Source organism: Bradyrhizobium sp. MOS002 (genome assembly GCF_003020115.1).
In the GTDB taxonomy this organism is placed as follows: domain Bacteria; phylum Pseudomonadota; class Alphaproteobacteria; order Rhizobiales; family Xanthobacteraceae; genus Bradyrhizobium.
In genome coordinates, this window is sequence record NZ_PYFX01000027.1 from 1 (window position 1) to 21,221 (window position 21,221).

Below are 21,221 nucleotides of genomic sequence, written 5' to 3' on the forward strand. Positions count from 1 at the left end.
TCGATGGAAGCCACTGTGGACCCTTATCCCGGGGTCCCGATTTAATGCCGATCACCCCGAAAACGGGGTCCTTATTCCATGCCGAAACACACTTGGAGGCTTCTTCGAGGCCGTTCCTGGGATGGATTTGGCACTCGTCGACCACGGTGATCCAGAGGAAGAGGTCCGCCAATCTGATGTTGTGCTTGGGCGTGGTCCGTCTTGCCTTGGATTCCGAATCCTTCTTCGTCGCCGGTGCGGCCGTGCTGACGTGCTTTTTCGATTTTGCGGCTCGCTTGGCCGGGATTCCACTCACCGATCGTGCCCCATTCCCCATCCTCGAAGGAGGCTAGAGGAACAAGATGAGCGGATCGCTAACATTTGAATAGATACCGTCCCATCCCGGGTCGACGCACGAAGCTGACATATTGTCAGAACATCGGAGTCGCGTTTTCTGAGGCAAGCGAATAGGGTGCTTTTGGCGGCGGCGGACTGAAGTGCGTGGGTTCCGAGGACGGTTTTCGGCGAGACTGGTAGAGACGATTGAGGCGGAATCGTACTCGACCTGCGCTCCCGGAGTGGCGGCGGGAAGTCGGCGGGCGGCTCCGATTTCCGAGCATCGAACCGGTGTTCCAAGGCGTCAATGCCGAACGCGTTGGGCAACTCGACTTTGAGGACCAGTGCCCGATCCGGATGTGCGAGAATAAGCAAGTCCGCTTGTGACCTACATCGGTCCGTTTTCAAATCCTTTTTCTGGCAATAACCCGGTAACCATTGGTTAACCGGGTTATTGCCGTTTGCCGATCTTAGGCTTCTCCACCTGGCACCCGAAGCCGGCGACGGCCGGGCCAATCACTTAATCCAGCAAATCGACTCACGATTTTTCGGAAATCGGCGAAATCGACTCATGATTCTTTGGAAATCGACTCACGATCGTTTGGAATCGACTCGGACCAAATTTGGCGCGACAAAACCATTGATCTATTGGTGGGCCCGGCAGGACTCGAACCTGCAACCAGACCGTTATGAGCGGCCGGCTCTAACCATTGAGCTACAGGCCCCGCCGCGAGACGGCCGCGAAAGCAGCGGCCGGCAACGGTGCGCGGTTCGTTTACAGGGACGGAGGCGGGGGTGCAATGCTGGCTCCGGCGGTTGGAAACGCCGGTGCGGCAAGGGCCAAGGTTTTTGAATAACCGAAATTGGCGATGATGCCCTTATAGTCCTTTTTTGCCCGACGGCGCAAGGCCACCTCGCCGAGCCTTCGCCTCCGCCCTCTGGCAATCGCGCCAGGGGGTTCGGTTTTCAATTCTGTAACCCATTGTGATCCCTAGATCTTTCTACTGTGCATGGGGTTGTTTTCGCACATTTTGTTGGGAGGGGGTCTTCCGATCCCCTCCAATGTCCCGTTGGCGCGCTGCAGGCTCGTGGCAGTTCCCGCCGCTAGTCCACCGACACCCCGGCGAACTCCACCACCTTGCGCCACTTCTCGGTCTCGTCGGTGACCAGCTTGCCGAACTCGGCCGGCGTCATCGGCTTGGGGATGCCGCCGGTCTCGGTGAGGCGCGCGACCAGCTTCGGGTCCTTCAGTGCCTCGTTGACGGCCTTGTTGAGAATCTCGATCACGTCCTGCGGCGTGCCCTTCGGTGCGGAGATGCCGTAGAAGCCGACCGATTCGAAGCCGGGCAAGGTCTCGGCGATCGCGGGCACATCGGGCACGCTCGGCCAGCGCTGCGGCGAGGTGACGCCGAGCGCGCGGACATTGCCGCCCTTGGCCTGCTCCATCGCTGAGGGCAGGTTGTCGAAGATCAGCTGCACCTTGTTGGAGATGATGTCGGGGAATGCGATCGCAGATCCGCGATAGGGCACGTGCACCATGTCGCACTTGGTCATCACCTTGAACAGCTCCGCCGACATGTGCACCGAGGTGCCGTTGCCGGACGAGGCAAAGGAGATCTTGCCGGGATTGGCCTTGCAGTAGTCGATGAACTCCTGAACCGTCTTTGCCGGAAACGCGTTGGAGACGACCAGCATGTTGGTGAGCTGCATGATGCTGGCGACCGGCACGGTGTCGCGCAGGAAGTCGAACGGCAGCTTCTTGTACAGTGAGGTCGAGATCGCGTTGTTGGGCGCGACGAACAGCAGCGTGTAGCCGTCCGGCGGCGAATTGATCGCGGCGCCGGCCGCGAGATTGCCGCCGGAGCCCGCGCGGTTCTCGACGATGAACTGCTGGCTGAAGCGGTCCGACAGCCAGTTCGCCATGATCCGCGCCACGATGTCGACCGGGCCGCCGGCGGAGAAGCCGATGATCCAGTGCACGGGACGGTCGGGATAAGCGGCGGAGGCGGGAGGTGCGGCGCCCAACAGCGTTGAAAGGAAAACCAGCCCGAAAACACTGTTACGCAAAATTCGCAACATGACGCCTCCCATTGTTCTATTGTCGTTGGGCTGCATGCTTTCACAAAATCGGGGCGCTGCCTACATCGCCGCAAGTCGATGTTGACGCGCCCCCGCCGGGACCGACCATGAGATTCGCGATCACCCTTGTTCTCGGTGCGGCGCTGCTTTCAAGCCCCGCCGCTGCTCAAACCGGAGGCAACGCCATTCCGACCACGACACCCAGCCTGACGATCAGCTTGGGCACCGCGACGCCCGGCGGCGGCTTTCCGCTCTATGGCAACGCCTTCGCGCAAGCGATGAACGCGGCCGATCCGCAAGCCATCATCGCCCCGCGCAACACCAAGGGCAGCAACGAGAACATTCCGCTCTTGGAGAAGGGCGAGCTCGATCTCGCTCTGGTCGCGGGCGAGCCGGCCTATGAAGCCTTCGCCGGCATCGGCCGCGCGCCGGTACGGCTGAAGATCCTCACCGCGATCTATTCCAACCCCGGCATGTTCGTGGTGCGCGCGGACAGTCCCTACAGGACCATTCGCGATCTCGTCGGTCAGCCCGTCGCATTCGGCGCCAAAGGCTCGGGCCTGCCGATCCTGGCGCGCTATGTGCTCGATGGTCTCGGGTTGAGGCAGGACGAGGACTTCAAGGCGATCTATCTCGACCGCGCCGGCGACGGCCCCGCCATGGTCGAGGATGGCCGCGTCGCAGCACTCTGGGGCGCCGGCATCGGCTGGCCCGGCTTCGCGGCGGTGGCCTCGAGCGCGTCAGGCGCCCGCTTCATCGCGCCCAGTGCCGAGGAGATCGCGCGCATCCGCGCCAAGCACGCGTTCCTGAAGCCGCTTACCGTGCCGGCCGGCAGCTATCCGAACCAGTCCGAGCCGATTGCCTCGCTGGGGTCCTGGAGCTTTGTGCTGACGCGCGAAGATCTGCCCGACGATGTCGCCTATCGCCTGGCGAAGACGCTTCACCATGTCGAGCCGACATTCTGCAAGCAGCTCGCGCAAGCCTGCGAGACCACGGCCGCGAACACGGTGGCCGCCGCACCGAAGCCCGAGCTGATCCACCCCGGCGTGATGAAGTATTTTCGCGAGATCGGGGTGGTGAAGTGACGGTCGCAACAAGCGACCGTCATTCCGGGGCGCGCACGGCGCGACCTCCGGTGCGCACTTGCGCACCTGAGAATCTCGAGATTCCGGGTTCGGTGCTTTGCACCGCCCCGGAATGACGTTCGCCTTAAGCGATCGTCACTTCTTCACCATCGCACACGCCGGGTCCGGCGGACCGAACGCCTTGTCGCCCGAGATCGTCGTGAGGATCTTGTAATAGTCCCACGGATATTTGCTTTCCTCCGGCGTCTTCACCTGCACCAGCCAGAGGTCGTGCACCATCAGATTGTCCTCGCGCAGTTTGCCGTTGCGGGAGAAGAAATCCTCGATCGGCTTTTCCCGCATCTTGGCGGCGACCTTGAGCGGATCGTCGGTGCCGGTGTCTTTGATGGCATTGAGATAGTGCATCACGCTCGAATAGACGCCGGCCTGCCACATCGACGGCATCTTGTTCATCTTGGCGAAATAGCGCTTCGACCATTCGCGGGTCTTGTCGTCCATGTCCCAATAGAACGAGGTCGTCAGCAACAGCCCTTGTGCGGCCTGCAGGCCGAGGCCATGGATGTCGGTGATCAGCGCCAGCAGCGCCGCCATCTGCTGGCCGCCCTTGAACACGCCGAACTCCGAGCCGGTCTTGATCTCGTTCATGTTGTTGGGCGGACCCGCCGCGATGCCGATGATCTTGGCCTTGGAGGACTGCGCCTGCAGCACGAAGGAGGAGAGGTCGGGCGTCGCCAGCGGCGGCTTCACCGAGCCCAGCACCTTGCCGCCATTGGCGGTCACCACCGCCGAGGCGTCGCGCTCCAGCGAATGGCCGAAGGCATAGTCGTCGGTGATGAAGAACCAGCTGTCGCCGCCGCGCTTGACCACCGCGTCCGCGGTGCCGACCGCGAGCGCGCGGGTGTCGAACACCCACTGGATCGCATAGGGCGAGCAGAACTTGCCGTGGAAATCCGCGGTGCCGGTCGAGTGGGTGATGAACAGCCGCTTCTTCTCGTTGGCCATGTTCTGCACCGCGAGCCCGACCGCGGAGACCGGCACGTCGACGATCAGATCGACCTGGTCGACGTCGTACCAGCGCCGTGCGATCGCGCCGCCGATGTCGGCCTTGAGCTGGTGGTCGCCGACGACGATGCTGATCGGCTTGCCGAGCACGGTGCCGCCGAAATCGTCGATCGCCATCTGCGCCGCCGTCACCGAGCCCTGGCCGGTCGGCGCCGAGGCCGGACCGTTCATGTCGGTGAGCACGCCGATCTTGACGACCTCGTCGGACACCTGCGCCATTGCGGCGCCCGGCAGCAGCGTCGTCGCCAGGAACGTCGTCGCCAGGAACGTCGCTGCAAAGCCGGCAGCGACCGGCGGTCCAAATCTTGTTGGCTTCACGTTTGTCCTCCCCTGATCCGGCGCGTTAGCCGGTGTGCCCCCGGGTATGGCCCGGCTGAATTGGTTTCTTTTGCAACTATTTGGGGGCGGGCGTCAACGTCAGGCGGCGAAGCGGATTTGTCCGGCCGGCGAGGGATCGTAGCCGGTCAGCTCCCCGGCGCGCTGGAGCAACCGCCTTTCGCTGAGGAACCGGATCAGGCCCTGCATGGCGGGGCGGAAATAGCTGCGCTGCCGCATCGCGAGGTCGAAATTCTCCCAGACCAGCGGCACGAAATCGAGGCCGGCCGAGCGCGCGGACGCACGCGTCGCGATTCCGCAATCGGCTTGTCCCGCGCGGACGATCTCGGCGAGATCCGGCCCGGTCAGGGCCGGCGTCTCGATCCGGCGCAAATCGCGCGTCGAGGCGCCAGCGCGCTTGAGCAGCACATCGAGCAGCATCTGCGCGCCCGTGCCCTGTTGCCGCATCGCCATCCTGGCCTCGAGCGCGAGCACGTCGGAAAGGCCGGGCAGCCGCTTGGGATTGCCCGGCGGCAGCACGAGACCCTGCTCGCGGCGCACGAACGCGACCAGCAATGCATCATGCAGGTCCGGAGCGTCGCGCAGCACCGTCGCATTGGCGTCGGCGGCGAGATTGCCGTCGGCATCGAGGCTGTGGAAGTGCACCGCCACGGCCATCACCTCGTCGCGCTGCAAGCGCTCGAGCCCGCGCGCGCTGCCCTCGCTCATCGATCCCAGGCCCGAGCCGGATTCGCGCAGACCCCAATCCAGAAGCTCGTCCTGGCTGCCGCCGACGACCGGCGGCGGCTCGGCGATCAGCATGCCGGCCGGGCGCGCCAGTCCGGACAGCACCCAGAGATCGAGCGCGTGCCGCGGAAAGAGCCATTTGCCGGTCACCTTGGTGCAGGGGATCGCACCGGTCGTGACGAGTTCGTAAAGCTTGCGTTCGCCAAGCCGAAGATAGTCGGCGGCTTCGCTGGTCGTCAGGAATTCCATCCTGCATTCCTATGCAAATTCTTGCTTCTTTTTGGAGTTCGGCGCAGGTGGAATTCTGCATTTCAAGTTTTGTCCGCCACGACCATGCCCGATCATCTCGTTGCTTTGCAACACATCCCCACGCGCGATCCCTGCTTTGGTGAACGATCCTGAATCGCTCGCGCTGAACGGATCTTGCGGCTGTCGCGCGCAACAGCAATCGGCGTGCCGCTCCGCGCGTTGCCGAGATTTCCCGAATCGTCGGTGCCCGACGCGGAGGCAAGGTTCGCCGCCGGTAGTGGCTGGGCCCGTGCTCTATCTGTTGTTGTCCGCATCTGCCGCTGCAACGAGCAAACGCGTCACGAGTGCGGCGCAATCGAGCATCATCATGATCGCGTCGTAGCCAATGGGAACCCGATCATGGTCGTCCGCCGCCTCTCCGTTGCACTCGCGCTTCTCTGCGGCCTCGCCGCAGGCGTTGCGGCGTCATCCGCGGAGGACCGCGCGATCGTGCTCGCCACGACCTCAGCGACGCAGGAGTCCGGCCTGCTCGATGACCTGTTGGCGATCTTCCGTGACAAGACCGGCATCGACGTGACCGTGATCGCGCGGCGGGCCGACGAGGTGCTCGACGGGGCACGAAGGGGCGAGGTCGACGTCGTACTGATGCATGCGCGGCCGCAGGAGGAGAAATTCGTCGTCGACGGTTTTGCCGCGAAGCGCTTCGACGTGATGTACAACGACTATGTCCTGATCGGGCCGAAGAGCGATCCCGCCGGCGTGAAGGGCAAGGACATCGCGACCGCGCTGAAGGCGATCGAGGCCAAGGGTGTGCCGTTCGTGACGCGCGGAGACGGCTCGGGCGCGCATGCCGCGGAGCTCGCGCTCTGGATCGTCGCCGGCATCGACATCGCCCGCACCAAGGGTGCCTGGTATCGCGAAGCCAAGCAGGACATGGCCTCCGCCCTCGACGCAGCGCGCACGGCGAACGCCTATGTGCTGTCCGACCGCGGCAGCTGGATCGCTTTTCGGGAGCGCGGCGACCTCGATATCGTCGTCGAAGGCGACAAGCGGCTGCTCAATCAGTACGGCGTGATGCTGGTCAACCCCGCGAAGTTTCCGAACGTCAAGAAGGAGCTGGGGCAAGACTTCATCGACTGGCTGATCTCGCCCGAGGGGCAGGCGGCGATCGCCGGATACAAGGTCGACGGACAACAGCTGTTCTTCCCCAATGCGGACAAGTCGGGCGGCTGACGTTCGTATCGCCGGCGGTTGCCAAACCGGGCGATGCATGGTCCACCATGGCGCATGACCCAGCGCCTGCCGCCATCGCTGACGCCGCTCGACGCCGCGCTCGCCGCGTTGCTGACAGGGCTCGATCCGCTCGCGCCGTGCAGTTGCATTTGACTGAAGCGGCCGGCTGCATCGCGGCAGGCAATCCGCTGCTCGCGGCCCTGCCGTCTTGTGACGTCGCTGCCACGGACGGCTGGGCGCTGTGCGCCAATGATCTGGTCGGCGCGTCCTCCTATTCACCGCTGCCTCTCGCAACAGCGCCCGCCTGGGTCGAAGCCGGCGACGCGATGCCGGCGGGATGCGACTGTGTGCTCGATGCCGACGCAGTCGAGGTGTCTGGTCCGCTCGCCCAGGTGTTGGCGGAAGGCGTGCCGGGGCAGGGCGTCAGGCGTGGGGGAAGCGACATCGACGGACGAACGCCTGCCGCGGCAGAGGGGTATCCGGTCGGTCCTGCTGCTCTGTTGCTCGCGCGTGCCGCCGGACTGGACCGGCTGAGCGTGCGCCGTCCGCGGCTGCGCATTGTCAATGTCTCAGGTACAACGGTGACTATGCATTTGATCGCGGACATCGCACGCGCCGCAGGGCTGGATGTGCAAACGAGCGAGGCCGGCGCGCGAGACGCGGGATCGATCGCGGCGGCGTTCGGTACGCCTACCTGCGATCTCCTGCTGACGATCGGCGGCAGCGGTGTCGGTCGCAAGGATGCAGCGGTCACGGCGCTGGCCCAGCGTGGTGATGTGATCGCCCATGGTCTTGCGCTCCAGCCCGGACGCACCGCCGCGATCGGGCGGCTCGGAACCATTCCTGTCGTCGCCTTGCCCGGATCGCCGGATCATGCGCTTGCGGTCTGGCTCGCGCTCGTGCTGCCGCTCGTCGACCGGCTGTCAGCGCGGCTGCCGCGCCGACAGATTGCCTTGCCGCTCGCGCGCAAAATTGCATCCAGCGTCGGCATCGCCGAAATGGTCCTGCTGGCCGAGGAACAACATGCGTGGGTGCCGCTTGCGGTAGGAGAATGGCCGCTCCAGTCAATTGCCCGCGGGGATGCATGGCTGCTTGTTCCCGCCAGTCACGAGGGATTTGCTGCGGGCGCGCCCGTCGATGCCTATCTGATGTGGGAATGATATGGGTTTAGCATGATCATGATCCCGCAATCGCAAGTCCGCAGCGCGCTCGAACAGGAAACAGTTCCTCAAAATCCTTTCCCACGAGGAGGCCCTGGCTCGCTTCGAGGCCGCGCTGTTCCCGCGCGCTCTTTTAAGCGAAATGCGCAAACTCGGTGCTGCGCTCGGTGCGTCGCTCGCCGAAGACATCACTGCGCCGATCGACGTGCCGCCGTTCGACCGTTCCAATGTCGACGGCTTTGCGCTGCGCTCGGCGGACCTTGCGACAGCCGGCGAACGCGCGCCGGTTCGCCTCGGGTTGAATGGCGAGACCATTCACTGCGGCACCGTACCAGCGCTGCAAGTGGCGGCGGGAACGGCAACGCCGATTGCCACCGGCGGTCCGCTGCCGCGCGGTGCCGATGCCGTGGTCATGGTCGAGCATACCCAGCCGGCGGGATCGGGTGCGATCGACGTCCGTCGCGCGGCCTCGCCCGGGCAATTCATATCCTACGCAGGATCCGATATCGCGCGCGGCGAGGCGCTGCTGCGCGCCGGCACGATTATCGGCTCGCGCGAGGTCGGCATGCTGGCGGCTTGCGGTCTTGCCGAGGTGAGCGTCGTGCGCAAACCTCGTGTTGCCGTGATCTCCACCGGCGACGAACTGGTTCAGCCCGGCGAGGTGCTCGCGCCCGCTGCGATCTACGACACCAATGGCGCGATCGTCACTGCTGCGATCGACGAGAACGGTGGTGAGGCGGTTTTCCTCGGCGCCATTCCCGACGACGAAGCCCAGCTCGAAGCCGCCATGCGGCGTGCGCTGGCGGACGCCGAGATGCTGGTGCTCTCCGGCGGAACATCGAAAGGCGCGGGCGATCTCTCTCATCGCATCATCGGCCGGCTCGGCCAGCCGGGCATCATCGCGCATGGCATTGCGCTTAAGCCCGGCAAGCCGCTGTGCCTTGCGGTGTGCGACGGCAAGCCGATCGTGATCCTGCCGGGTTTTCCGACCTCGGCGATGTTCACCTTTCACGACATGATCGTGCCGGTGCTGCGCAAAATGGCCGGACTGCCGCCGCGCTCCGATGCCAAGGTGAACGCGACCGTGCCGGTGCGCATTGCGTCCGAGCTCGGCCGCACCGAATTCGTCATGGTCTCGCTGGTCGAAGGCAAGGACGGCTTGATCGCCTATCCCTCCGGCAAGGGGTCCGGTGCGATCACGTCGTTCGCGCAGGCCGACGGTTTTCTGCGCATCGACGCGCTCGCCGGCCAGATGCCGGCCGGGACCGAGGCCGAGGTGACTCTGTTCACGCCGCACGTGCGGGTGCCCGATCTCGTCATCGTCGGCAGCCATTGTACCGGGCTCGATCTCGTCACGGCGCAACTCGCGCATACCGGCCTGACCGTGCGTTCGATCGCGGTCGGCAGTCTCGGCGGACTTGCGGCGGCACGGCGCGGCGAATGCGATCTGGCGCCGATCCATCTGTTCGACGACAAGAGCGAGACTTACAATACGCCTTATCTCGTCGAAGGACTCGAGCTCGTGCCAGGCTGGCGACGGATGCAGGGCATCGTGTTCCGCAAGGGCGACAAGCGTTTCGAAGGCCACAGCGCGAAGGACGCCGTCGTCGCGGCGCTCGCTGATCCCTCCTGCATCATGGTCAACCGCAATCAGGGCGCCGGCACGCGCATCCTGATCGACCGGTTGCTCGGTGGTGCGCGCCCGGAAGGCTATTGGAACCAGCCACGCTCGCACAACGCGGTGGCCGCGGCCGTCGCCCAGCACCGCGCCGACTGGGGCATGACCATTGCCCCGGTCGCTCATGCGGTCGGTCTCGGTTTCATTCCGCTGGCGGAGGAACATTACGACTTCGCGCTGGTCGCAGCACGCAAGCAGAGGCCGGCAGTGCAGGCCTTTCTCGCCGCACTCAGCTCGGACGAAGCGCGCGCCGCGCTGGAGCGGGCTGGATTTCGGCCGGCGTAGAGCTTGGTTAGGACGCCGCGTCCAGTGCGGCCAGCCGCTCGGCTTCCGCGATATCCTCGACCGTGTTGGCATTGAAGAACGGATCGAGCGGCTCGGTCGGCCACGTCACGGTCGCGAGCGGATAACGCGCGGTCCAGCGGTCGATCTTGCGGAGGTCTTCGACCACCAGCGCGTGACGCAGTTCGTCGCGCAAGCCAACGCGCCACAAGCCGATCACCGGATGCGACTGGCCGCCCGATGCCGCAACGGCGAGCTCGGCAGTCGCCGCGATGCGTTCTTCATGCAAGCGCGCGACTAGATCGCGCGGCAGGAACGGGCAATCGCCGGCGGCACTCAGCACCCATTCCACCTCGGGCCGGTTCGCTGCGGTCCACTCGAGCGCGGCAAGGATGCCGGCGAGCGGGCCGGGAAAGCCGGGCACGTCGTCGGCGACGACCTGCAAACCGAACGCGGCGAAGCGGGCGGGATCGCCGTTGGCATTGAGGATCAGCCCGCTGCATTGGGGCGAAAGGCGCGCGATCACGCGTTCCAGGATGGTGCGGCCGCCGATCGTGCGCATCGGCTTGTCGCCGCCGCCCATGCGCCGCGCCAGGCCGCCGGCGAGCAGCACGCCTTGCGTGGTCGGAAAGCTAATCGTCACCACCTTCACCTTTGCGCTTGTGCTTGGCCGATTCCTCCTCGACATAAGCGAGGTTCTGGTCGTAGACGATGCGCTCTGCCCCCGACAGCGCGATGAACCGTTTGCCGCGCGCGCGTCCGACCAGCGTCAAGCCCACCTGCCGGGCGAGATCGACGCCCCAGGCGGTGAAGCCGGAGCGCGACACCAAAATCGGAATCCCCATGCGAACCGTCTTGATCACCATCTCCGAGGTGAGCCGTCCCGTGGTGTAGAGGATCTTGTCAGAGGCATCGACGCCGTGGCGGTACATCCAGCCCGCGATCTTGTCGACGGCGTTGTGACGGCCGACATCTTCGGTGTAGCAGAGCGGCTCGCCCTCCCTGCACAGCACGCAGCCGTGGATCGCACCGGCCTCCAGATAGAGCGAGGGCATGGTGTTGATGGTCTGGGTCATCTGGTAGAGCCAGGAAGTACGCAGCTCCGCCTTCGGCAACGCCACGCTCTCGACCGCCTCCAGCAGATCGCCGAAGGCGGTGCCCTGCGCGCAGCCCGAGGTCTGCGTGCGCTTCTTCAGCTTGGCTTCGAAATTGGTGTGGTGTTCGGTGCGCACCACCACCACCTGGAGGTCGTCATCGTATTCGACCTCGGTGACCGCGTCATTATACTTCAGCATGTTCTGGTTGAGCAAATAGCCCAGTGCCAGATACTCCGGATAGTCGCCGATCGTCATCATGGTGACGATCTCCTGCGAATTCAGGTAGAGCGTCAGCGGGCGCTCCACCGGCACCTTGATCTCGATCCTGGCGCCGGACTGGTCGGTCCCGGTCACGCTCTCGGTGAGGCGCGGGTCGTCGGTGTCAGGGACGATCAGGGGCGGCGGAGCGGTGTCGATCTTCATCATGGCCGCGACGTTAGCATGACATTCGGGTCAAGCCGATATAAGCATGGCGGTGGAAAGCGAAAATGTCTCTTCTCGTCATTGCGGGCGCAGCGAAGCAATTCAGAATTTATCTGCGGAGGCACTCTGGGTTGCTTCGCTGCGCCCGCAATGACGGAACGGGCGGTTCCAGCCCCGCAATGCGGCTGGCGGAGATCACATTGTAATGAAAGTCATCGGCCTTGCAGGCTGGAGCGGCGCGGGGAAGACCACGCTGTTGACGCGGCTGATCCCGCATTTCAATGCGCTGGGATTGCGCGTCTCCGTCATCAAGCATGCGCATCACCTGTTCGACGTCGATGTGCCCGGCAAGGATTCCTGGCGCCATCGCGAGGCCGGCGCCGCCGAGGTGCTGGTTGCTTCGTTAAATCGCTGGGCCCTGATGCACGAATTGCGCGGGGCGGCGGAGCCGCGTCTGCCGGAACTGTTGAGCAAATTGTCGGCCGTCGATCTCGTCATTGTCGAGGGCTTCAAGCGCGAGCCGCATCGCAAGATCGAGGTGCATCGCGCCGCCAACGACAAGCCGTTGCTGTTTCCCGATGATCCCGGAATTTTCGGGATCGCGGCCGACGTTGCCATTGAAACCCGACTGCCGACCGTCCATCTCGACGATATCGCCGCAGCCGCGGAATTGCTGCTTCGCGCGGCGATGCCGGTCGAGGAAGCGGTCGCGAAAAGCGCCGCGATGCGCTGACGAGGCACCATGGCGCAACTGTCGGACGATTGTTTTGTCTTCGGCGGACCGATGATGTCGGTCGACGAGGCCGTTGGTCTGATCACGACGCGCGTCAACGCGATTGTCGATCTCGAAACCGTGGCGCTCATCGATGCTGATGGGCGCGTGCTGGCCCGCGATATCGCGGCGCCGCTGCCGCTGCCGCCGTTCACCAATTCCGCCGTCGACGGCTACGCCGTGCGCAACGCGGATCTTCCGGACAGCGCCGAGCGGGCGCTCCCGCTCGACGGCCGCATCCAGGCCGGCGGTCTGGCCCTGGCGCCGATCAAGGCCGGTCATACCGCGCGCATCTTCACCGGCGCGCCGATGCCGCCGGATGCCGAAACCGTCTTCATGCAGGAAGATGTCCGTGTCGATGATGCCGGCCGAATTGTGCTGCCGCCGGGGCTGAAGCCGGGCGCCAATGTCCGCCCTGCGGGAGAGGACATCCCCCAGGGCCACATCGCGCTGCGCGCAGGCCAGCGCTTGCTCCCGCAACATGTCGCGCTCGCAGCGGCGTTCGGCCTTGTCAGGCTCGACGTCGTCAGGCGCATCCGCGTCGCGGTGTTCTCGACCGGTGACGAACTGGCCTCGCCCGGCGAGCCGCGCGCGGCCTCGCAGCTGTTCGACTCCAACCGCTTCATGCTGATGGCGATGCTGCGCCGGCTCGGCTGCGACGTCAGCGACCTCGGCATCTTGCGCGACGAACGGACTTCGCTCGCGAATGGCCTCAAGCAAGTCGCAGGCACGCACGATCTGATCCTCACCACCGGCGGCGTCTCGACCGGGGAGGAGGATCACGTCAAGGCGGCAGTCGATAGCATCGGCTCGCTGGTGTTGTGGCGGATGGCGATCAAACCAGGACGGCCGGTGGCGATGGGCATCATCGACGGCACGCCGCTGATCGGATTGCCGGGCAATCCCGTCGCGAGTTTCGTCACCTTCGTGCATGTGGTGCGGCCGACGGTGCTGGCGCTTGCGGGCAGCCTGCCGGAGCCGCTGTTGCCGATCCCGGTGCGCGCGGCATTCACCTACAAGAAGAAGGCGGGCCGGCGCGAATATGTTCGTGCCTCCATGCGGCGCACGCAGGACGGCGCACTCGAGGCAATCAAGTTTCCACGCGAGGGGGCCGGGCTGTTGTCCTCGCTGGTCGACACCGACGGCCTCATCGAACTCGATGAGGCGGTCACGCGTGTCGAGCCGGGGCAGAGCGTGGGTTTCTTGTCCTATGCCGATTTGCTCTGAGGCTTCGGCATTGTCTTGGCATTGTCTTGGCACTGCCTTGGCGTTGACGCCGTCGACCCCTCCCGCCATGTTGCGCCGATGACCAGAACGACGCTCGATCTTACCGGACTGAAATGCCCGCTGCCCGCCCTGAAGACGCGCAAAGCGCTGAAGCCGTTGCAGCCGGGCGATCAGCTCGAAGTGCACTGCACCGATCCTCTGTCGGTGATTGACATTCCGAACCTGATCCGAGAGACCGGCGACACGGTGGAGATCACCGAGCGCAACGACGCGCGCATCGTATTCTTGATAGAGAAGGCCGATCGCTCGATAGAAAATATCAATGGTGCGGCGCCCACTTAGCCGGCGGTCACTCGCTTGATACCTACCTTTTGTCTATCGACATCGATCATCACTTCTGCCCCAATTGACTTTCTCCGCCGAGACGCGGAGGTCGAGTCTTGCCTGCGATATGCGGAGCAAATGGGCCATCGAAAGAAGCCCGGCCGTGGCGTCGGGCATAGCCCCCAAGGTTAGGGGTTTAACGTCTCGGACGCGCGTGACGATCCTGGCGCGCGTCGATCATTGTGCGGAGCAGCAGGGACAAAGGCTGCGCTGCAAGGGCTGAGGAACAGGACCGTCGTGGCAGGCCGTTCAGAAGGGCGGCTTTAGGGGAGGAATGCATGTCTACCATCGAGAGCGCTGGAACACTTTCGGGTGCCGGCGCAGGTTTTCTGGATCGCGAGCGGACCATCGCGACCGCCGGGTTCAATCGCTGGCTGGTGCCGCCGGCCGCTTTGTGCATCCATCTCTGCATCGGCATGGCCTACGGCTTCTCGGTGTTCTGGCTGCCGCTGTCGCGCGCGATCGGAGTGACCGCGCCGAAGGCGTGCGCAGACATGTCGCTGTTTCAGGAGCTGTTCACAACCAGCTGCGACTGGAAGGTCGCGAGCATGGGATGGATGTACACGCTCTTTTTCGTGCTGCTCGGTATCGCGGCTGCGGTCTGGGGCGGCTGGCTGGAGCGCGTAGGCCCGCGCAAGGCCGGCTTCGTCTCGGCGCTGTGCTGGTGCGGCGGCCTCTTCCTCGGTGCGATCGGGGTCTACACCCATCAGCTCTGGCTGTTGTGGCTGGGTTCGGGCGTGATCGGCGGCATCGGTCTCGGCCTTGGCTATATCTCGCCGGTGTCGACGCTGGTGAAGTGGTTCCCGGACCGCCGCGGCATGGCGACCGGCATGGCCATCATGGGCTTCGGCGGCGGCGCCATGATCGGCGCGCCGCTGGCCAACCTCTTGATGAACTACTTCAAGACCCCGACCTCGGTCGGCGTCTGGGAGACCTTCGTCACGATGGGCGTCATCTACTTCGTGTTCATGATGATCGGCGCGTTCCGCTATCGCCTGCCGCCGCCCGGCTGGCAGCCCGAGGGCTGGACCGCGCCGTCGAAGGCCAACGCGATGATCTCGAAGGCCAACGTTCATCTCAACGACGCGCACAAGACGCCGCAGTTCTGGCTGATCTGGTGGGTGTTGTGCCTGAACGTGTCGGCCGGCATCGGCGTGATCGGCATGGCCTCGCCGATGCTCCAGGAGATCTTCGGCGGCAAGTTGATCGGCCTGCCTGACGTCGGCTTCAATGCGCTCGATGCCGGGCAGAAGGCGCAGATCGCCGCGATCGCCGCGGGCTTCGCCGGATTGCTGTCGCTGTTCAACATCGGCGGCCGCTTCTTCTGGGCATCGCTGTCGGACAAGATCGGACGCAAGAACACCTATTATACGTTCTTCATCCTCGGCATCGTGCTTTACGCGTTGGCGCCGACGTTTGCGGCGATGGGTTCGAAGCTGCTGTTCGTGCTCGGCTTCGGCATCATCCTGTCGATGTATGGCGGCGGCTTCGCCACCGTGCCGGCTTATCTCGCCGACATGTTCGGAACCCAGTTCGTCGGCGCCATTCATGGGCGGCTGCTGACGGCGTGGTCCACCGCGGGCATCATCGGCCCTGTCGTGGTCAACTACATCCGCGAGTTTCAGCTCGCGGCAGGCGTGCCGCGCGATCAGCTCTACAACACGACCATGTACATCCTCTGTGCGATGCTGATCGCAGGTCTGATCTGCAACTACCTGATCAAGCCGGTCGATTCGAAGTGGCACATGAAGGACGCCGATGTCGCGAAGTTGCAGGCGGCAAGCGCCAGCGCCGCCGCCGCGGGACCGCACGGCTCCTACGGCATCGGATTTGGCGGGCTTGACGCCAAGGCGGCGATGTTCTGGGCCTTCGTCGGCGTTCCCCTGCTTTGGGGTGTCTGGAAGACATTGGAGAGTGCGGTCAAGATCTTCTGATCCGCCGTCGAGACAGAAGCGGGATGCTCATCAGGCGTCCCGCTTCGTTGGCCTTTCAGATTTCATCAAGAATGGGACTTAGGGGGATTGAAATGATTCGTACCCGAACTTGCCTTCGAATTTGCCTTGCGGCCGTGTTGCTCGTCGCTGGTCTTCATACCGCATCCGCGCAGACGGCGACGACACCGGCGGCGCCTGCTGCAACGACCGAAGCCAAGCCTGGCAAGATGAAGCTCACCATGCAGAAGCTGAAAGACATGAAGGCGAAATGGGCAGCCAACAAGCCGAAGCTCAAGGCCTGCCGCGCCGACGTGAAAGCCAAGGGCCTCGCCGGCGATGACCGCTGGTTCTACATCGAAGAGTGCATGAGCAAGACCTGAGATCGGGTTCCGCCCGGCGCGTATGTGAGAGGCATGGCGGGCGACCGCCTGCCTTCTAAATCGTTCTAGAGTCACTCTAAATTGTTTTGCATCTGGCATACCAGAGACTAGAGTTGCGTCGAATTTGGCTTGGTCGGCGGGACGCAGGAACCAGCGGTGCCGCTGATCGAATCGGGAAACGAAGGCTGATCGCTTCGGCGATCCGCCCTGAACTCATCACGCATTTGAAGAGAACGCGACGTCTCCATGAGCAGCAACGACGACGTTCACAAGGTCAGAGAATTCGAGCATCCGGGCCAGGGACGGAAGCGCGCCAAATCCACGCCCAAGGGACGGCAGGTCGATCCCACAGCCGCGCACGAGATCGAGCAGCTGCTCGGCGATCGGCCGCGGCGGCGCGACCTGTTGATCGAATATCTGCATCTGATCCAGGACAAGTATCGCCAGATCTCGGCCGCCCATCTCGCCGCGCTCGCCGACGAGATGAGGCTCGCGTTCGCCGAGGTGTTCGAGACCGCAACCTTCTACGCGCATTTCGACGTGGTGAAGGAAGGCGAGCCCGACATCGCGCCGCTGACGATCCGCGTCTGCGATTCGCTGACCTGCGCGATGCTGGGCGGAGAGAAGCTGCTCGCCGATTTGCAAGATGCGTCCGGTCCCGGCATCCGCGTGGTGCGTGCGCCCTGCGTCGGTCGCTGCGATACGGCGCCTGCCGCGGAAGTCGGACACAACTTTGTTGACCACGCCACGGTTGCCAATGTCATGGCGGCGGCGAAGGCTGGCGACACCCACGCGCATCTGCCCAAGTATATCGGCTATGACGCCTATGTCGCCGGCGGCGGCTACAAGCTGCTCAATCGCCTGCGCTCGGGGGAACTGGCGACGGACGACCTGCTGAAGGCGCTCGACGACGCCTCGCTGCGCGGTCTCGGCGGCGCCGGCTTCCCCACGGGACGCAAATGGCGCGCGGTGCTTGGTGAACCCGGCCCGCGGCTGATGGCGATCAACGGCGACGAGGGCGAGCCCGGCACGTTCAAGGATCGCGTCTATCTCGAAAGCGATCCGCACCGCTTTCTCGAGGGCATGCTGATCGGCGCGCATGTGGTGCAGGCCTCGGATATCTACATCTACCTGCGCGACGAATATCCGGCATCGCGCGAAATCCTCGAACGTGAGATCGCAAAGCTCCCGCCGGGCGGTCCGACGTTGCACATGCGCCGCGGCGCCGGCGCCTATATCTGCGGCGAGGAATCCTCGCTGCTGGAAAGCATCGAGGGCAAGCGCGGCCTGCCGAGGCACAAGCCGCCTTATCCATTCCAGGTCGGTCTGTTCGGCCTTCCGACGTTGATCAACAACATCGAGACCTTGTGGTGGGTGCGCGACATCGTCGAGAAGGGCGCCGACTGGTGGAAGGGCCACGGCCGCCATGAGCGGCACGGCCTGCGCAGTTTCTCGGTCTCGGGTCGCGTCAAGAATCCCGGCATGAAGCTCGCGCCTGCTGGCATCACCGTGCGCGAGCTGATCGATGAATATTGCGGCGGTATGGCCGACGGCCACCAGTTCTACGCGTACCTGCCGGGCGGTGCGTCCGGCGGCATACTGCCGGCGTCGATGGACGACATCCCGCTCGATTTCGGCACGCTTGAAAAATACGGCTGCTTCATCGGCTCTGCCGCGATCGTGATCCTGTCGCAAAAGGACAGCGTGCGCGCGGCCGCGTTGAACCTGATGAAGTTCTTCGAGGACGAGAGCTGCGGCCAGTGCACGCCGTGTCGCGTCGGAACCCAGAAGGCTGCGGTCCTGATGCAGCAACCGGTCTGGAACCGCGCTCTCCTGGACGAATTGAGCCAGGCGATGCGTGATGCCTCGATCTGCGGGCTTGGACAGGCGGCATCGAATCCGCTTGCCACCGTGATCAAATATTTCCCTGACGAGTTCAAGGAAGCGGCCGAATGACGAAGATTACGTTCGAGCTCGACGGCAAGCAGGTCGAGGCCAATGCAGGCGAGACGATCTGGCAAGTCGCGAAACGCCAGGGCCGCGAGATTCCGCATCTGTGCTATTCGCCCGCGCCGGATTATCGCCCCGACGGCAATTGCCGCGCCTGCATGGTCGAGATCGAGGGCGAGCGCGTGCTTGCGGCCTCCTGCAAGCGCACGCCATCGGTCGGCATGAAGGTGAAGACCGAGAGCGCGCGTGCGGTTTCCGCGCAAAAGATGGTCATGGAGCTGCTGGTCGCCGATCAGCCGGCGCGCGAGACCTCGCACGATCCGGAGTCCAAATTCTGGCACTGGGCCGAAACCACTGGCGTCACCGAGAGCCGCTTCCCCGCCGCCGAGCGTTGGGCGACCGATGCCAGCCATCCGGCGATGCGCGTCAATCTCGACGCCTGCATCCAGTGCGGCCTGTGCGTGCGCGCCTGCCGCGAGGTCCAGGTCAACGACGTCATCGGCATGGCCTATCGCAGTCATGGCTCGAAAATCGTGTTCGATTTCGACGATCCCATGGGCGAGTCCACCTGCGTCGCCTGCGGCGAATGCGTGCAGGCCTGCCCGACCGGAGCGCTGATGCCGGCCGTAATGCTCGACGAGGCGCAAACGCGCGTCGTCTATGCCGACAAGAAGGTGGACTCGCTCTGCCCGTTCTGCGGCGTCGGCTGCCAGGTGACCTATGAGGTCAAGGACGAGAAGGTGATCTATGCGGAAGGGCGTGATGGCCCGGCCAACCACAACCGTCTCTGCGTCAAGGGTCGCTTCGGCTTCGACTACATCCACCATCCGCATCGCCTGACCAAGCCGCTGGTGCGGCTGCCGAATGCGAAGAAGGATTCCAACGACCAGGTCGATCCAGCCAATCCCTTCACGCATTTCCGGGAAGCGAGCTGGGAAGAAGCGCTCGACATCGCGGCCAAGGGCCTCGTCAAGATTCGCGACGAGAAGGGCGTGAAGGCGCTGGCCGGCTTCGGTTCGGCGAAGGGCTCCAACGAGGAGGCCTATCTGTTCCAGAAGCTGGTGCGCACCGGCTTCGGCTCCAACAACGTCGACCATTGCACCCGTCTGTGCCACGCCTCGTCGGTCGCGGCGCTGTTCGAAGGCCTGAGCTCGGGCGCGGTGTCGGCGCCTTTCTCGGCCGCGATGGACGCCGAGGTCATCATCGTGATCGGCGCCAACCCGACCGTCAATCATCCGGTCGCCGCGACCTTCATCAAGAATGCGGTCAAGCAGAACGGCGCCAAGCTGTTCGTCATGGACCCGCGCCGGCAGACGCTGTCGCGCCATGCGACCAAGCATCTGCAGTTCAAGCCGGGCTCCGACGTCGCCATGCTGAACGCGATGATCCACACGATCATCACCGAAGGGCTGACCGACGATCAGTACATCGCGGGCTACACCGAGGGGTTCGAGGACCTCAAGGAGAAGATCAAGGAGTTCACGCCGGAAAAGATGGAGCCGATCTGCGGCGTCCCGGCGCAGACGCTGCGTGAGGTCGCGCGAACCTATGCGCGGGCAAAATCGTCGATCATCTTCTGGGGTATGGGCATCAGCCAGCATGTCCACGGCACCGACAATGCGCGCTGCCTGATTGCGCTGGCGCTGATCACCGGCCAGGTCGGCCGCCCCGGCACCGGCCTGCATCCGCTGCGCGGCCAGAACAACGTGCAGGGCGCTTCCGACGCCGGTCTGATCCCGATGTTCCTGCCGGATTATCAGCCGGTCGGCCGTGACGATCTGCGCGTGAATTTCGAAAAGGTCTGGCAGAAGGAGATCGATCCCGTTCGCGGCCTGACCGTGGTCGAGATCATGAACGCGATCCATGCCGGCGAGATCACGGGCATGTATATCGAGGGCGAGAACCCCGCGATGTCCGACCCCGATCTCCAGCATGCGCGCCAGGCGCTCGCCATGCTCGATCATCTCGTGGTGCAGGATCTCTTCGTCACCGAGACCGCATTCCACGCTGATGTCATCCTGCCGGCCTCGGCGTTTGCCGAAAAGGAAGGCTCCTTCACCAACACCGATCGCCGCGTGCAGCTCGCGCGCCAGGTGATCAAGCCGCCGGGCGATGCGCGGCAGGATCTCTGGATCATCCAGGAGATCGGCAAGCGCATGGGCCTTCCCTGGAATTATGCCGGTCCCGGCGATGTCTTCACCGAGATGGCAGAGTTGATGCCGTCGCTGAAGAACATCACCTGGGAGCGGCTGGTTCGCGAGGGCGCGGTCACCTATCCCGTCGACGGTCCCGACGTTCCCGGCAACGAGATCATCTTCACCACGGGCTTCCCGACCGCGAGCGGCCGCGGCAAGATCGTGCCGGCTCACGTCATCCCGCCGGACGAGATCCCCGACGCCGAATATCCGATGGTGCTCTCGACCGGCCGCGTGCTGGAGCACTGGCACACCGGCTCCATGACCCGCCGCGCGCAGGTGCTCGACCAGATCGAGCCCGAGGCGGTCGCCTTCATGTCGCCAAAGGACATGCACAGGAAGAACCTCGCGCCCGGCGATTTCATTCGGCTCGAGACCCGCCGCGGCGCGGTCGAGGTCAAGGTCCGCTCCGACCGCGACGTTCCCGAGAATATGGTGTTCATGCCGTTCTGCTACGCGGAAGCGGCGGCCAATCTGTTGACCAACCCGGCGCTCGATCCGTTCGGCAAGATTCCGGAGTTCAAGTTCTGCGCGGCCAGGGCCGAGCGCGCCGAGATGCGGGACGCGGCGGAGTAGAATTGCGCCGTCATTGCGAGCAAAGCGAAGCAATCCAGACTGCCTCCGCGGCAAGATTCTGGATTGCTTCGTCGCTTC

The 21,221-nt window shown here is 64.4% G+C and carries 15 protein-coding genes, 1 tRNA gene and 2 pseudogenes; 11 read left to right on the forward strand and 7 right to left on the reverse strand.

Features of this window, described 5'->3' with window-relative positions; translation table 11 throughout:
- The 3 genes from C7G41_RS38135 to C7G41_RS34275 form a co-directional block, all read right to left on the reverse strand.
- Positions 1-295: hypothetical protein (locus C7G41_RS38135; RefSeq protein ID WP_210205409.1), on the reverse strand; the 295-nt coding region annotated here is incomplete at its 3' end.
- A 669-nt stretch (positions 296-964) separates the two neighbouring features.
- Positions 965-1,040 (reverse strand) — tRNA-Ile (locus tag C7G41_RS34270).
- 379 nt (positions 1,041-1,419) lie between these two features.
- Positions 1,420-2,394 (reverse strand): tripartite tricarboxylate transporter substrate binding protein, encoded by a 975-nt coding sequence (locus C7G41_RS34275; RefSeq protein ID WP_199198764.1) that lies wholly within the window; start codon positions 2,392-2,394, stop codon positions 1,420-1,422.
- A 107-nt stretch (positions 2,395-2,501) separates the two neighbouring features.
- On the opposite strand from C7G41_RS34275, the gene C7G41_RS34280 reads away from it, so the two are divergent.
- The gene (locus C7G41_RS34280) at positions 2,502-3,479 is read left to right on the forward strand and encodes a TAXI family TRAP transporter solute-binding subunit (RefSeq protein ID WP_106946669.1); all 978 of its coding nucleotides are present in this window, start codon (positions 2,502-2,504) and stop codon (positions 3,477-3,479) included.
- A gap of 135 nt (positions 3,480-3,614) precedes the next feature.
- Here C7G41_RS34280 and C7G41_RS34285 read toward each other — a convergent pair whose 3' ends face one another.
- The gene (locus C7G41_RS34285) at positions 3,615-4,859 is read right to left on the reverse strand and encodes an ABC transporter substrate-binding protein (RefSeq protein ID WP_106946670.1); all 1,245 of its coding nucleotides are present in this window, start codon (positions 4,857-4,859) and stop codon (positions 3,615-3,617) included.
- Between the two features lie 99 nt (positions 4,860-4,958).
- Complete coding sequence (locus tag C7G41_RS34290) at positions 4,959-5,852, reverse strand: helix-turn-helix transcriptional regulator (protein WP_106946671.1); 894 nt, start codon at positions 5,850-5,852, stop codon at positions 4,959-4,961.
- 399 nt (positions 5,853-6,251) lie between these two features.
- Here C7G41_RS34290 and C7G41_RS34295 point away from each other — a divergent pair, with 399 nt between their 5' ends.
- The 3 genes and pseudogenes from C7G41_RS34295 to C7G41_RS34305 all read left to right on the forward strand — a co-directional run bounded on the left by C7G41_RS34295 (position 6,252) and on the right by C7G41_RS34305 (position 10,208).
- Complete coding sequence (locus C7G41_RS34295) at positions 6,252-7,085, forward strand: substrate-binding domain-containing protein (RefSeq protein WP_106946672.1); 834 nt, start codon at positions 6,252-6,254, stop codon at positions 7,083-7,085.
- 54 nt (positions 7,086-7,139) lie between these two features.
- Positions 7,140-8,245: pseudogene (locus C7G41_RS34300) on the forward strand (molybdopterin-binding protein).
- A 12-nt stretch (positions 8,246-8,257) separates the two neighbouring features.
- Positions 8,258-10,208 (forward strand): annotated as a pseudogene (locus C7G41_RS34305) (molybdopterin biosynthesis protein).
- A 7-nt stretch (positions 10,209-10,215) separates the two neighbouring features.
- On the opposite strand, the gene mobA reads toward C7G41_RS34305, so the two are convergent.
- A complete protein-coding gene (gene mobA, locus C7G41_RS34310; RefSeq protein WP_245446848.1) occupies positions 10,216-10,893 on the reverse strand; it encodes a molybdenum cofactor guanylyltransferase MobA in 678 nt (225 codons plus the stop codon).
- Positions 10,838-11,728 carry a formate dehydrogenase accessory sulfurtransferase FdhD gene (gene fdhD, locus C7G41_RS34315; protein WP_106946675.1) on the reverse strand — a complete coding sequence of 297 codons (891 nt, stop codon included), beginning with the start codon at positions 11,726-11,728 and terminating at the stop codon, positions 10,838-10,840. Before fdhD ends, mobA begins: the two co-directional genes overlap by 56 nt.
- Positions 11,729-11,930: 202 nt before the next feature.
- Between fdhD and mobB the strand changes: the two genes are divergently transcribed.
- From mobB to fdhF, 7 genes are all read left to right on the forward strand, one after another.
- Positions 11,931-12,458, forward strand: coding sequence for a molybdopterin-guanine dinucleotide biosynthesis protein B (gene mobB / locus C7G41_RS34320; protein WP_106946676.1), 528 nt, complete (start codon positions 11,931-11,933; stop codon positions 12,456-12,458).
- A 9-nt stretch (positions 12,459-12,467) separates the two neighbouring features.
- Positions 12,468-13,724, forward strand: coding sequence for a gephyrin-like molybdotransferase Glp (gene glp, locus C7G41_RS34325; protein WP_106946677.1), 1,257 nt, complete (start codon positions 12,468-12,470; stop codon positions 13,722-13,724).
- Positions 13,725-13,802: 78 nt separating this feature from the next.
- Positions 13,803-14,066, forward strand: coding sequence for a sulfurtransferase TusA family protein (locus tag C7G41_RS34330; protein ID WP_106946678.1), 264 nt, complete (start codon positions 13,803-13,805; stop codon positions 14,064-14,066).
- Between the two features lie 320 nt (positions 14,067-14,386).
- Positions 14,387-16,042, forward strand: a complete 1,656-nt coding sequence (locus C7G41_RS34335; RefSeq protein ID WP_106946679.1) for an OFA family MFS transporter — start codon at positions 14,387-14,389, stop codon at positions 16,040-16,042.
- Between the two features lie 92 nt (positions 16,043-16,134).
- Positions 16,135-16,422, forward strand: a complete 288-nt coding sequence (locus C7G41_RS34340; protein WP_106946680.1) for a hypothetical protein — start codon at positions 16,135-16,137, stop codon at positions 16,420-16,422.
- A gap of 246 nt (positions 16,423-16,668) precedes the next feature.
- Positions 16,669-18,378: an NADH-ubiquinone oxidoreductase-F iron-sulfur binding region domain-containing protein gene (locus C7G41_RS34345; protein ID WP_106946681.1), complete on the forward strand. Its 1,710-nt coding sequence runs from the start codon at positions 16,669-16,671 to the stop codon at positions 18,376-18,378.
- Positions 18,375-21,143 (forward strand): formate dehydrogenase subunit alpha, encoded by a 2,769-nt coding sequence (gene fdhF / locus C7G41_RS34350; RefSeq protein WP_106946682.1) that lies wholly within the window; start codon positions 18,375-18,377, stop codon positions 21,141-21,143. Before C7G41_RS34345 ends, fdhF begins: the two co-directional genes overlap by 4 nt.
- The last annotated feature ends 78 nt before the right edge of the window (positions 21,144-21,221 follow it).

Bases quoted from the DNA above. Each gene is read 5' to 3' on its own strand.
- C7G41_RS34275 (WP_199198764.1), bottom strand. From the start codon at position 2,394: ATGTTGCGAATTTTGCGTAACAGTGTTTTCGGGCTGGTTTTCCTTTCA.
- C7G41_RS34280 (WP_106946669.1), top strand. From the start codon at position 2,502: ATGAGATTCGCGATCACCCTTGTTCTCGGTGCGGCGCTGCTTTCAAGC.
- C7G41_RS34290 (WP_106946671.1), bottom strand. From the start codon at position 5,852: ATGGAATTCCTGACGACCAGCGAAGCCGCCGACTATCTTCGGCTTGGC.
- C7G41_RS34295 (WP_106946672.1), top strand. From the start codon at position 6,252: ATGGTCGTCCGCCGCCTCTCCGTTGCACTCGCGCTTCTCTGCGGCCTC.
- mobA (WP_245446848.1), bottom strand. From the start codon at position 10,893: ATGTCGAGGAGGAATCGGCCAAGCACAAGCGCAAAGGTGAAGGTGGTG.
- fdhD (WP_106946675.1), bottom strand. From the start codon at position 11,728: ATGATGAAGATCGACACCGCTCCGCCGCCCCTGATCGTCCCTGACACC.
- mobB (WP_106946676.1), top strand. From the start codon at position 11,931: ATGAAAGTCATCGGCCTTGCAGGCTGGAGCGGCGCGGGGAAGACCACG.
- glp (WP_106946677.1), top strand. From the start codon at position 12,468: ATGGCGCAACTGTCGGACGATTGTTTTGTCTTCGGCGGACCGATGATG.
- C7G41_RS34330 (WP_106946678.1), top strand. From the start codon at position 13,803: ATGACCAGAACGACGCTCGATCTTACCGGACTGAAATGCCCGCTGCCC.
- C7G41_RS34335 (WP_106946679.1), top strand. From the start codon at position 14,387: ATGTCTACCATCGAGAGCGCTGGAACACTTTCGGGTGCCGGCGCAGGT.
- C7G41_RS34340 (WP_106946680.1), top strand. From the start codon at position 16,135: ATGATTCGTACCCGAACTTGCCTTCGAATTTGCCTTGCGGCCGTGTTG.
- C7G41_RS34345 (WP_106946681.1), top strand. From the start codon at position 16,669: ATGAGCAGCAACGACGACGTTCACAAGGTCAGAGAATTCGAGCATCCG.
- fdhF (WP_106946682.1), top strand. From the start codon at position 18,375: ATGACGAAGATTACGTTCGAGCTCGACGGCAAGCAGGTCGAGGCCAAT.